Raw genomic sequence first — 11,696 nt, forward strand, 5'->3', positions numbered from 1 at the left:
CCACCGATCAGCCGTGTCAACAACCCTGCGGGTCAATACAGCTAGCCCTTGGCCAGCAGCGCCTGGGCGTGGGCGCGTACCTGGTCCTTGGTCAGATAGGCGTCGGTGTACTCGAAGTCGCGCAGCCGGGCGGGCTGGCGGGCCAGGAAACCGGTGCGGACGAAGTCGTCGCCGGCGGTCGCGTTCAGCAGCCAGTTGGCGCCGACCCGGAACTTGGCCGCGTTGGTTCGCATCGCCATCAGGTGGTAGCCGCGGGCCACCAACTGGGCCGGCAGGCCGTGCAGTTCGATGCCGAGCGGCTTGGAGACGGCGTCCTTGCCGCCGAGGTCCACGACCAGCCCGAGATCCTTGTGGTAGTACGGCTCCAGCGGCTCGCCGCGCAGCGCGGCCACCAGGTTGTCGGCGCAGGCCCGGCCCTGGCGGGCGGAGTGCTGGGCGGTGGGCGGGCAGACCGCGCCGTCGCCGTTGGCGAGGTCCGGGACGGCCGCCGCGTCGCCGAGCGCGAAGACGCCCTCGAACTGCGGCACCCGCATCTCCGCCGTCACCGCGACCCGGCCGCGCACGGTCTCCGCGTCCAGCGTGCCGATCAGCGGACTGGCGGCCACCCCGGCGGTCCAGATCAGGGTCCGGCAGGGCAGCACCCGGCCGTCGGTGAACTTCACCGTCTCCGCGCCGACCTCGGCCACCGAGACGCCCAGCGACACCTCGATGCCGCGCTCGCGCAGGATCTGCAGCGCGGTGACGCCGAGCTTGTCGCCGAGTTCGGGCATCAGCTTGGGGGCGATGTCGATCAGGTGCCACTTGATCAGCCGGGGGTCCAGCCGCGGGTAGCGCCTGGAGGCGGCGGTGGTCAGCCGCTGGAGGCAGGCCGCCGTCTCGGTGCCCGCGTAGCCGCCGCCGACCACCACGAACTGCAGCCGGGACTCGCGCTCGCGCTCGTCGCGGGTGGCGGAGGCCAGGTCGAGCTGGGCGATCACGTGGTCGCGCACGTACGTCGCCTCGGCGAGCGTCTTCATCCCGCGCGCGTAGTCCGGCAGACCGGGGATGTCGAAGGTGCGGGTGACACTGCCGGGGGCGAGCACCAGGTAGTCGTACCGCTCGGCGGTGACCTCGTCGGTGATCTTGCGGACCACGCAGACCTTGGAGCGCGGGTCGACCCCGATCGCGCCGCCCGGGACGATGTGGGTGCGGTGCAGGGAGCGGCGCAGCGAGACCGCGACCGACTGCGGGGTCAGCACGCCCGCCGCGACGTGCGGCAGCAGCGGCAGGTAGAGCTGGTAGCTGAACGGGGCGACCAGCGAGATCTCCGCCTCCGAGGGGGAGAGCTTGCGTTCCAGGCGGCGTGCGCACTCCAGGCCGGCGAAGCCGCCGCCGACGATCAGGATCCGAGGTCGCTCCATCGTCCATCCCTTGTGTGCCGTTTTGTGCCGAACCAGGACAGTTGTCCGCCACCCTCTCACCGACCCTCTGCCGTTGCCACCGCAGACGCGCGCGGGGGCCCTCGGACGGTCGGTAGGCTGGCCCGATGCTCCCCGAGGTGACGGCGATCCGGTACGTGACGCCCCTGCGCGAAGGCGGTTCGATGCCGGGCCTGGTCGAGGCCGACGACCGGCGGCTGTACGTGCTCAAGTGGGCCGGCGCCGCCCAGGGCCGCAAGGCGCTGGTGGCCGAGGTGCTGGCCGGCGAACTGGCCCGCGGGCTCGGACTGCCGGTCCCCGAACTGGTCCGGATCGACCTCGACCCGGTAATCGCCCGCAGCGAGCCCGAACAGCAGATCCAGGAGCAGATCCGCGCCAGCGGCGGCGTCAACCTCGGCATGGCCTTCGTCAGCGGCGCGCTCAACTTCGACCCGCTCTGCTTCGACGTCGACGCCGGACTGGCGGGCCGGGTGCTCTGGTTCGACGCGCTGATCGGCAACGTCGACCGCTCCTGGCGCAACCCCAACCTGCTGGTCGCCGCGGGCGGCCTGCGGCTCATCGACCACGGCGCGAGCCTGATCTTCCACCACCACTGGGCGGGCGCCGCCAACTGGATCGGCCGGCCGTACGACGCCTCGGACCACGCCCTGCTGGGCGCGGCACCCGACCTGAAGGCCGCCGACGCCGAACTCGGCCCGGCCGCCGCCGAGGCGCTGCCCGCGGCCGTCGCGGCGATCCCGGACGAGTGGCTGACCGACGAGGCGGGCTTCGACGGCCCGCAGGCCGTACGCGAGGCCTACATCGCGCAGCTCACGGCCCGCCTGGCGGCCCCGCGGGACTGGCTTCCGGAGATGGCGGCATGAACGGCGACCAGAGGTACCTGCTGGATCCGGCGGGGCAGGGCGAGCCCGACGGCCCGCAGGCCGAGGTCCGGCACGACTACGAGTACGCCGTGCTGCGCGCGGTCCCCAGGGTCGAGCGCGGTGAGTTCGTCAACGTCGGCGTCCTGCTGTACTGCCGGCGGACCGAGTACCTCGGCGCCCGCACCCACCTCGACCAGGGACGGCTGCTGGCGATCGACCCGGTCGCGGACGTCGCCGGGGTCCGGCGCGCCCTGCGCGGGGTCGAGGCGGTCTGCGAGGGCGGACCGGCCGCCGGGCCCGCGGCCGGCGACAGCCCCGGCCGCCGCTTCCGCTGGCTGACCGCGCCGCGCAGCGCCGTACTCCAGCCCGGGCCGGTGCACACCGGGCTGACCGCCGACCCGGAGGCGGAGCTGCGGCACCTCTTCGGGCTGATGGTGCTCTGACCGACGGTGCGCCGGCCGACGGTGCTCCGGCCGGGTCGGGGTCGGGGTCGGGGGGCCGGGTCGGAGACGTTCCGCAGGCACTTGCCGGGGTCAAAGCTGGAGCTGGTGAACCATCTCGGCGTAACCTGGCCGACATGGGCACCACAGCGACCACCCCGGCACCTTCCACCGTCGACCTGATGGACGCGGTGGCGGCCGTCGGCACGGCCTACTTCCAGGACTTCGCCCTGGCCGCGGGCCGGCACGGCCTGAACCCCTCGCAGGCCAAGGCGCTCAAGGCGGTCCTGGAGCCGGTGCCGATGCGGGCACTGGCCGGCCGGCTCGGCTGTGACGCCTCCAACGTGACCGGCATCGTGGACCGGCTGGAGGCGCTCGGCCTCGCCCACCGCGAGACCGCGGCCGGTGACCGCCGGGTCAAGATCGTCGCGATCACCGCCGAGGGCCGCGCCATCCTCGACCGGATCCGCGACGACATGACCCGCGCCCACGAGGCCTTCGACAGCCTCGACGACGACCAGCGGACCTCACTCGACCAGCTCTGCCGCCAGGTCCTCCCGCTGCTCACCGCCCGCTGAGCGATCGGTCCGGAGGCCGAACGGGAACAGGTAGGGGGAGGGGCACGGTGAGCGGCTGGACGGTGACCGGCCTCGGCTGGCACGACGGCGTCCCGCGGCTGGCCGCGACCGACTGGCGGCGCGAGCACGCCCGCGAACTCGTCGGCGGCATGCGGATCGGCTGGACGGTCACGGGACCGCGCCGCTGCACCGGGGTGCGCACCGGGCGGCAGCACCGGCGCTGCCCGTACGGTGAACTGATCCCCGCCGAGGGCCGCAGCAGCCAGTGCGGGACCTGCCAGCGGCTCGACCCGGGCCTGGCGCTCGCCCGCGACCAGATCCTCGACGACGGCCGCACCTACCGCCTGTACCTGGCCTGGTTCGGCCCCGGCCTGCTCAAGATCGGCCTGACCGGGGAACACCGGGGCACCGCCCGGCTGCTCGACCAGGCCGCCCCCGTCTTCACCTTCGTCGGGCGCGGCCGGCTCCCGGCCGTCCGCCGGGCCGAACTCACCGTCGCACAGGCCGGCCTGGCCCGGGAACGGGTCAGGAGCGAGGTCAAGTCCGCCGCCTGGTGGGGACTGGCCGAGATCGCCGACCGGCGGCGCGAGCTGACCGACGGCCGCCGCGAGGTGCTCCGGCTGCTGGCGGGCCACGAGATCGACCTGCTGCCCGACCAGCCCGTCACCGACCACACCGCGCTGTTCGGCCTGGCCGACGGCGTGCCCCCGGCGTACCGGAAGATCACCGCACTGAGCCCCGGCGCCACCCTCGCGGGGACACTGCGCCCGGCCATCGGCGGCCACCTGTTCCTCGACCCTGACGGGGACCCCGGTCCCGAACCCGGTCCCGAACCCGGTCCCGAACCCGGTCCCGGCCCCGAACCCGGCGCCGCCGCCGTTCCTGCCGGGGGCGGCGGGCCGCTGCTGCTGGACACCCGGCTGCTGGCCGGATGGGGCCTGGCGGCCGGGGGCGTCCGGCGGTGCGCGGGACTCGACCTGCGCAGCTGCGTCCGGCCGGCCGGGCCGGACGCCCAGGACGCGCTGTTCTGAGCCGTGCCGGAGCCGTGCCGCGGCGGCCCGGCGGGCGCGCCGGGGGACGGGCCCGCGTGTACCGCCGTCGGCTGTCGTGACCTCGACTGTTAGGCTTGCGAAGCGTGAGCGCGAAGCCCCAGATCCCCAATGTCCTGGCCTCCCGGTACGCTTCGGCGACCCTGGCCCAGCTGTGGTCCCCCGAGCACAAGGTGGTCCTCGAGCGCCATCTGTGGCTCGCCGTCCTGAAGGCCCAGCAGGATCTCGGCATCGAGGTCCCGGCCACCGCCGTCGCGGACTACGAGCGGGTCGTCGACCAGGTCGACCTGGAGTCGATCGCCGCCCGTGAGCGGGTCACCCGGCACGACGTGAAGGCCCGGATCGAGGAGTTCAGCGAGCTCGCCGGGCACGAGCAGATCCACAAGGGCATGACCTCGCGGGACCTCACCGAGAACGTCGAGCAGCTGCAGATCCGGCAGTCGCTGGAGCACGTCCGCGACCGTACGGTGGCCGTCCTGGTCCGGCTGGGCCGGCTCTCCGCCGAGCACGCCGAGCTGGTCATGGCGGGCCGCTCGCACAATGTGGCCGCCCAGGCCACCACCCTCGGCAAGCGCTTCGCGACCGTCGCCGACGAGCTGCTGGTCGCCTTCAACCGGCTCGAGGAGCTGATCGCCCGCTACCCGCTGCGCGGGATCAAGGGCCCGGTCGGCACCGCCCAGGACATGCTCGACCTGCTCGGCGGCGACGCCGACAAGCTCGCCGAGCTGGAGAGCCGGGTGGCCGGCCACCTCGGCTTCGCCAACGTCCTCACCAGCGTCGGCCAGGTCTACCCGCGGTCGCTGGACTTCGAGGTCGTCACCGCGCTCGTCCAGCTCGCCGCCGCGCCGTCCAGCCTGGCCAAGACCATCCGGCTGATGGCTGGCCACGAGCTGGTCACCGAGGGCTTCAAGGCCGGCCAGGTCGGCTCCTCGGCGATGCCGCACAAGATGAACACCCGCTCCTGCGAGCGCGTCAACGGCCTCGCGGTGATCCTGCGCGGCTACGCGTCGATGACCGCCGAGCTCGGCGGCGACCAGTGGAACGAGGGCGACGTCTCCTGCTCCGTGGTCCGCCGGGTCGCGCTGCCGGACGCGTTCTTCGCCTTCGACGGCCTGCTGGAGACCTTCCTGACCGTGCTCGACGAGTTCGGCGCCTTCCCCGCCGTGATCGAGGCCGAGCTGGACCGCTACCTGCCGTTCCTCGCCACCACCAAGGTGCTGATGGGCGCGGTGCGGGCCGGTGTCGGGCGGGAGACCGCGCACGAGGTGATCAAGGAGCACGCGGTGGCCTCGGCGCTCGCGATGCGCGAGGGCGCCCGGGAGAACGCGCTGCTCGACAAGCTCGCGGCGGACGACCGGATCCCGCTGGACCGGGCCGGACTCGATGCGCTGCTGGCCGACCGGCTGTCCTTCACCGGTGCGGCGGGGGCGCAGGTGGCCGAGGTGGTGCGGCGGGTCCAGGCGGTCGCGGACGCCTACCCGGCGGCTGCCAAGTACGCACCGGGTGACATTCTCTGAAATCTGTCAGCTGTCAGTCGTCGACTGTTGATTGTCGGCTGATGCCTGACATCCGATGTCCGACATCTGACGGCTGACGGCTGACGGCTGATGTCCGACGCCGCGCGTCGGACGGACGTCCACCCCGACGGCCCCGCTCACGTCCGAGCGGGGCCGTCCGGCTTGACGCCGGCCCGGCCCGCCGGGCTCCGGCGTCCGGGCCCGATGGGCGGGGTCGTCGGCCCGCAGTACCAGTCGCAGTCGGGTTCGGCGACCGGTCGGTCGGGCTCCAGCGCATCGTTGGGTACGGTCGCCAGGGCCAATAGCCCGCCCGCCGCGAGCAGCCCGGCGCAGATCAGCATGGCGGTGTGGAACGCGTCGTTCACCTCGGAGGGCACCTGGTACGCCTCGCCGCTCAGCCCGGAGAGTGCGGGCAGCGCCGCGACGGCGAACAGTCCGGCGGCCCGGGCCGCGGCGTTGTTCACCCCGCTGGCGATGCCCGCCCGCTGCACGTCGACCGCCGCCAGGACGGTGGCCGTCAGCGGCGCGACCACCAGCGTCATCCCCGCGCCCAGGACCGTCACGGCGGGCAGGACGTCGGTCCAGTACGAGGCGCCCGGGCCGATCCGCAGCATCAGCAGCACCCCGGCCGAACAGATCATCGGGCCGAGGAAGAGCGGCAGGCGCGGCCCGATCGCCTTGCTCAGGCGTCCGGCCCGGCTGGAGAGCGCCAGCATCAGCACCGTGATCGGGATCAACGCCACCCCGGCGGCCAGCGGGCTGAACCCGGACACCGTCTGCAACTGCACGGTGAGCAGCAGGAAGATGCCGCTGAAGGCGGCGTACACGCACAGGGTGACCAGGTTGACCGAGGTGAACAGGCGCGAGGCGAACAGCCCCAGCGGGAGCATCGGGTTGGCGGACCGCCGCTCCGCCACGACGAAGGCGATCCCGAACAGCACACCGGCCACCCCGGCGATCAGCGAGAGGCCCTTGCCGCCCTCGGTGAGCGCGTAGGTCACACCGGCCAGGGCGAGAGCGGCCAGCACCGCGCCGCGGACGTCGAACCGGCCCTCGTCCGCCGGGTCCCGGGTCTCCGGGACGTGGCGGGCGGTCACGAGGACCACGGCCGCCGCCAGCGGGACGTTCAGGAGGAAGATCCACCGCCAGCCCGGGCCGTCCACCAGCCAGCCGCCGAGGAAGGGTCCCACGGCCGCCGCGACCCCGCCCAGCCCCGACCAGGCACCCACCGCACCGGCCCGGTCGTCCGGGTGGAACACCGCCTGGAGCATGGCCAGCGACCCGGGGGTCAGCAGCGCACCGCCGACACCCTGCAGCGCGCGGGCGAAGATCAGTACCCCGATGGTGGGCGCGGCCGCGCACAGGGCCGAGGCGGCGGCGAACCAGCACACCCCGATCAGGAACACCCGCCGCCGCCCGTACCGGTCACCGAGCGAGCCGCCGAGCAGGATCAGCGCAGCCAGCGTGAGCATGTAGGCGTTGACCGTCCACTGCAGGGCCGCTAGGGAGGCGCCGAGGTCGGCGCCGATCCTCGGGAGCGCGACGTTGACCACGGTGCCGTCGAGCATCGCCATGCCCGAACCGAGCACGGTGGCCAGGATCACCCACCGCCCCCGGGGCGTGCCGAGCCGGATGCCGCCCACATCGTCCGGCCCCGCGGCGTGCTGGGAGGCCGGATCCACGTCGTCCACGTCCCGATCGTCCGCCCCCGGCGGGGCCCGCGCACCCCGAACGGAGGAATCCGCGGCGATCCCGGGTGCGCCCTCCCGGACCGTCCGACGGGCGCGCACCCCGCCGCAGCGCGGTGATCCGCCACCGATCACCGGCCCCGGCCTGGCCTGACCACGCGGGCACCAAGACACGCGGGCACCAATGCACGCAGGCACCGAGCCGGCACAGGTACAGGACGGCGGTCAGCTCGCTGCTGCTGGTGCTGTTCGACTTCGGTGCGCCGGTGCCGCTGCTGCCGTGGTTCCTCACCGAGGGCGGCCCGCCGCCGGGCTCAGCGCCGTGGGGCCAGCAGCGCGGCCCGGCGCCACATCGGTTCGACGCCGCGGTCGATGATCCCCAGCTCGGTGAAGAAGCCGACCGCCTTGCGCGCCCACTCCACCCGGGTGTCGCGCCAGTACGGGTTGAGGTGGGCGGCCCGCTGTGCGGCCACCGGGTCCAGACCCGCCCGGGCGTACACCCGCGGGTGGATGATCTCTTCCACCGCCTGGTTGGCCAGCACCGCCAGCGCCCGCCGGAACACCGCCCGGCGCGCCGTGCTCATCCGGGCCCAGCGCCGTTCCAGCTCCGGCTTGGCGTAGCCGATGTGCCGGGCCTCCTCGATCACGTGGATCCGGGCCACCGAGCGGGCCAGCGGCTGCAGGGACTCGTCCCGGATCATCTCCCGCTGCATCGCGTCGGTGAACTCCTCGACGAATATCGCCCCGGCGAAGGTCATCGCGGTGTCGTTGGCCAGGAAGTGCAGCTGCCCGAGCCGCTGCGCCCGGCGGCTGGGCCGGGCGGAGGGGTAGCCGGTGGTGCTGATGTACCGGGCGAACATGGTGGAGTGCCGGCACTCGTCGGCGACCTCGGTGAGCGCGTACTGGGCGTGCCGGGTGGTCAGGTCGCTCTCGTAGACGTGCCGGACCAGTCCCTCCATCAGGACCAGTTCGAACCAGATGCCGGCCGCCGTGGTGCTGGCGAACTGGTCGACGCTGAGCCGGGCCTGCTGCTGCGGGTCGAGCGAGTGCCACAGCGGGGTGCCGTACAGCGAGACCCGGTGCGGGGGGACGGCGAAGTGCGCCGGGTCGAGGGGCGCGTCCCAGTCGATCTCGGTGAGCGGGTCGTAGGAGTGCTTGGCGGAGGCGCGCAGCAGCCGTTCGGCGTTCTGCTCGCGGTCCTGCGGCCGGGCGGCGGTGGTGGCTTCGCGCATGGGGGCTCCCGTGAGGGGCGGGTGGCAGGGTCGGGGCCGACGGTCCCGCGTACGGCCCCCGGGAGGAGTCAAGCAGTTATACACGGTGTCAACAAGGGTTCGGTGGCGAATCCCTCGCCGCGCGGCGGCCGGTGACGCCGGGCCAGACTTGGCGGTATGGACCCGGTCACCGCACTCGAACGGATCGCCTTCCTGCTCGAACGGGAGCTGGCCTCCCCGTACCGGGTGCAGGCCTTCCGCACCGCGGCCGAGGCCGCCGTCGCCCTGCCGCCGGGACCGCTGGACGCCACCCGCGCGGCCCAGGTGCCCGGCATCGGCCCGGTGACTGCGCAGGTGATCGCGGAGGCGGCCGCCGGCCGGGTCCCCGACTACCTGGCGGAGCTCGAGCAGCGGGCCGGTCCGCTCGCGGAAGGCGGCGAGGACCTTCTGGCGGCCCAGCGCGGCGACTGCCACCTGCACTCCGACTGGTCGGACGGCGGCAGCCCGATCGAACTGATGGCCCGCACCGCCCGCGACCTCGGCCACGAGTGGGCGGTGCTGACCGACCACTCGCCCCGCCTCAAGGTGGCCCGCGGCCTCAGCCCCGACCGGCTGCGGCAGCAGTTGGAGGTGGTGGCCGCGGTCAACGCCGAACTCGCGCCGTTCCGGCTGCTCAGCGGCATCGAGTGCGACATCCTCGACGACGGTTCGCTGGACCAGGAGGAGGACCTGCTCGCCCAGCTCGACCTGGTGGTCGCCTCCGTCCACTCCAAGCTCCGGATGGACTCCGGCGCGATGACCCGGCGGTTGCTGGCCGCGGTCGGCAATCCGCGGGTCGACGTCCTCGGCCACTGCACCGGCCGCCTGATCGCGGGGAAGACCCGTCCGGAGTCCGTCTTCGACGCCGAGGCCGTCTTCGCCGCCTGTGCCGCGGCCGGCACCGCCGTCGAGATCAACTGCCGCCCCGAGCGCCGCGATCCGCCCGCCCGGCTGATCGCGGTGGCCGAGGCCGCGGGCTGCCTGTTCTCGATCGACACCGACGCCCACGCGCCGGGCCAGCTGGACTGGCAGGCGTACGGCTGCGCCCGGGCGGCCGCCGCCGGTCTCGACGCCGGACGGATCGTCACCACCTGGCCGGTGGAGCGGCTGCTCGAGTGGACGGCCGGGCGGACGGCCTGACCCGGCGGACGCGGCGGCGGCCCCGGGCTGCCGGGGGCGCACGGGGCGGGCCGGGTGCGCCGGTGCTCTGCGCCGTGCGCCTCGTTGCCGGACGGGCTGCCGACGGGCAGTGTGTGTCGCGGTCGGTCCCCGCAACGGGCCGGCTCCTGCACGATCGACCGGTGTGATCGGCCTGCGCGATCGACCGGTGCGATCGACCGATGCGATCGACCTGTACGGCGGACGAAGGGCGGAACCCCGGGTATGGCAGCCAAGATCCTCATTGTGACCGGTGACGCGGCGGAGTCGTTGGAGGTCTTCTACCCGTACCAGCGGCTGCGCGAGGAAGGGTACGAGGTCCACATCGCGGCGCCGAGCCGCAAGCGGCTGCAGTTCGTGGTGCACGACTTCGTGGAGGGCTTCGACACCTACACCGAGAAGCCCGGCTACACCTGGCAGGCCGACCTCGCGGTCGCCGAGGTCGATCCGGCCGACTATGTGGCGCTGGTGCTGCCCGGCGGGCGCGCCCCGGAGTACCTGCGCAACGACCCCGAGGTGCAGCGGATCGTCCGGCACTTCTTCGAACTCGACAAGCCGGTCGCCCAGCTCTGCCACGGGCCGTTGATCCCGCTGGTCGGCGGGGTGCTGGCGGGCCGCCGCACGGCCGCGTACCCGGCGCTGGAGCCGGACGTGGTGGCGGGTGGCGCGGGTTTCGTGGACGGCGAGGCCGTGGTGGACGGCGTGCTGGTCTCCGGCCGGGCCTGGCCGGACCACCCGGGTTGGATGAAGGCGTTCGTCGAGGTGCTGCGGGAGAAGGCGCCGGTCGAGTGAGCCGCGGACGGCCACCGCGCCTCCGGTGGCGGGGCGGCCGTCCGTGCAGGTGCGGCGCCCGCGTCCGGCCCGTGACCGGGTGCGGGAGCCGGGCGCGCATGGGTGCTCAGGGTGCCAGCAGCGCGGCCCGCGGCGGGTTGGCGCCGGGCACCGCGCAGGTGAGGGCCGCCACCCTGGCGGCGAAGCGGCAGGCCTCGGTGGCCCGGTCGAGGTCGAGCCGGTCCAGGCGGCCGCCGAGCAGCCCCTGACCGCCGAGGTGGTGGAGCAGGCCGGCGGTGAAGGCGTCGCCCGCGCCGACGGTGTCCGCCACGGTGACCGGCTCCGCGGGCAGCCGTACCCGCTCGCCGTCCAGCGAGAGCAGTGCCCCGGCCGCGCCCAGGGTGACGACCACCAGCCGTACGCCCGCGGAGTGCCAGCGGTCGCAGGCCTCCTCGGCGGGGACCCCCGGGAGCAGGTGGGCCAGGTCGTCGTCGCTGAGCCGCAGCAGGTCGGCGAGCTCGCACCAGCGGGCCAGCCGCTCCCGGTAGGCGGCCGCGGGCACCAGCAGCGGCCGGACGTTGGGGTCCACCGAGATAGTGGCGCGGGCCGACGCGCGGGCCAGGAACTCCTCGACCACCGGCCCGCCGGGCGCGCGGACCAGGGCGAGCGAACCGCTGTGCACGCAGGCGGGGTCGCCGGCCGGTTCGGCGTCGAGTTCGGCCGCGGTCCACTGCCAGTCGGCCGCGCCCTCGGCGTGGAAGGAGTAGCTCGCGCGGCCCTCGCCGTCCAGGTCCGCGACGGCCAGCGTGCTGGGCTCGGGGGCGGCCACGCAGCCGTCCAGGTCCACCCCGGAGTCCGCCAGGTGGGCCCGGAACAGGCGGCCGAAGACGTCGCCGGACAGCCGTCCCAGGAACCGGGTGGGGGTACCGAGCCGGGCCAGCGCGACCGCCGTGTTGGCCGGCCC

The 11,696-nt window shown here is 74.2% G+C and carries 11 protein-coding genes; 7 read left to right on the plus strand and 4 right to left on the minus strand.

Annotated elements, in window-relative coordinates; translation table 11 throughout:
• Positions 1-41 precede the first annotated feature (41 nt).
• Positions 42-1,400: an NAD(P)/FAD-dependent oxidoreductase gene (locus AA75_RS19345; RefSeq protein ID WP_033821368.1), complete on the minus strand. Its 1,359-nt coding sequence runs from the start codon at positions 1,398-1,400 to the stop codon at positions 42-44.
• A 125-nt stretch (positions 1,401-1,525) separates the two neighbouring features.
• Between AA75_RS19345 and AA75_RS19350 the strand changes: the two genes are divergently transcribed.
• From AA75_RS19350 to purB, 5 genes are all read left to right on the plus strand, one after another.
• Positions 1,526-2,281, plus strand: a complete 756-nt coding sequence (locus AA75_RS19350) for a HipA family kinase (protein WP_033821369.1) — start codon at positions 1,526-1,528, stop codon at positions 2,279-2,281.
• A complete protein-coding gene (locus tag AA75_RS19355; RefSeq protein WP_082526655.1) occupies positions 2,278-2,724 on the plus strand; it encodes a DUF3037 domain-containing protein in 447 nt (148 codons plus the stop codon). The genes AA75_RS19350 and AA75_RS19355 overlap by 4 nt, the downstream gene beginning before the upstream one ends.
• Positions 2,725-2,858: 134 nt before the next feature.
• Entirely contained in the window at positions 2,859-3,299 is a 441-nt protein-coding gene (locus AA75_RS19360; protein WP_033821370.1) for a MarR family winged helix-turn-helix transcriptional regulator, read from the plus strand.
• A gap of 47 nt (positions 3,300-3,346) precedes the next feature.
• Positions 3,347-4,330 (plus strand): DUF2797 domain-containing protein, encoded by a 984-nt coding sequence (locus AA75_RS19365; RefSeq protein ID WP_051812790.1) that lies wholly within the window; start codon positions 3,347-3,349, stop codon positions 4,328-4,330.
• A 104-nt stretch (positions 4,331-4,434) separates the two neighbouring features.
• A complete protein-coding gene (purB, locus tag AA75_RS19370; RefSeq protein ID WP_033821371.1) occupies positions 4,435-5,865 on the plus strand; it encodes an adenylosuccinate lyase in 1,431 nt (476 codons plus the stop codon).
• A gap of 137 nt (positions 5,866-6,002) precedes the next feature.
• Here purB and AA75_RS19375 read toward each other — a convergent pair whose 3' ends face one another.
• Together AA75_RS19375 and AA75_RS19380 are read right to left on the minus strand one after the other, a co-directional pair.
• Positions 6,003-7,556 (minus strand): MFS transporter, encoded by a 1,554-nt coding sequence (locus AA75_RS19375; RefSeq protein WP_233289096.1) that lies wholly within the window; start codon positions 7,554-7,556, stop codon positions 6,003-6,005.
• Positions 7,557-7,867: 311 nt separating this feature from the next.
• Positions 7,868-8,785: a diiron oxygenase gene (locus AA75_RS19380; protein WP_033821372.1), complete on the minus strand. Its 918-nt coding sequence runs from the start codon at positions 8,783-8,785 to the stop codon at positions 7,868-7,870.
• A gap of 156 nt (positions 8,786-8,941) precedes the next feature.
• Here AA75_RS19380 and AA75_RS19385 point away from each other — a divergent pair, with 156 nt between their 5' ends.
• Positions 8,942-9,943 carry a PHP domain-containing protein gene (locus AA75_RS19385; protein WP_033821373.1) on the plus strand — a complete coding sequence of 334 codons (1,002 nt, stop codon included), beginning with the start codon at positions 8,942-8,944 and terminating at the stop codon, positions 9,941-9,943.
• 243 nt (positions 9,944-10,186) lie between these two features.
• Complete coding sequence (locus AA75_RS19390) at positions 10,187-10,753, plus strand: DJ-1/PfpI family protein (RefSeq protein ID WP_033821374.1); 567 nt, start codon at positions 10,187-10,189, stop codon at positions 10,751-10,753.
• A gap of 106 nt (positions 10,754-10,859) precedes the next feature.
• On the opposite strand, the gene AA75_RS19395 is transcribed toward AA75_RS19390, so the two are convergent.
• A partial coding sequence (locus AA75_RS19395) for a carbohydrate kinase (protein WP_033821375.1) occupies positions 10,860-11,696 on the minus strand: 837 nt, incomplete at its 5' end.

The sequence above is a fragment of the Kitasatospora sp. MBT63 genome, assembly GCF_000710465.2.
In the GTDB taxonomy this organism is placed as follows: domain Bacteria; phylum Actinomycetota; class Actinomycetes; order Streptomycetales; family Streptomycetaceae; genus Kitasatospora.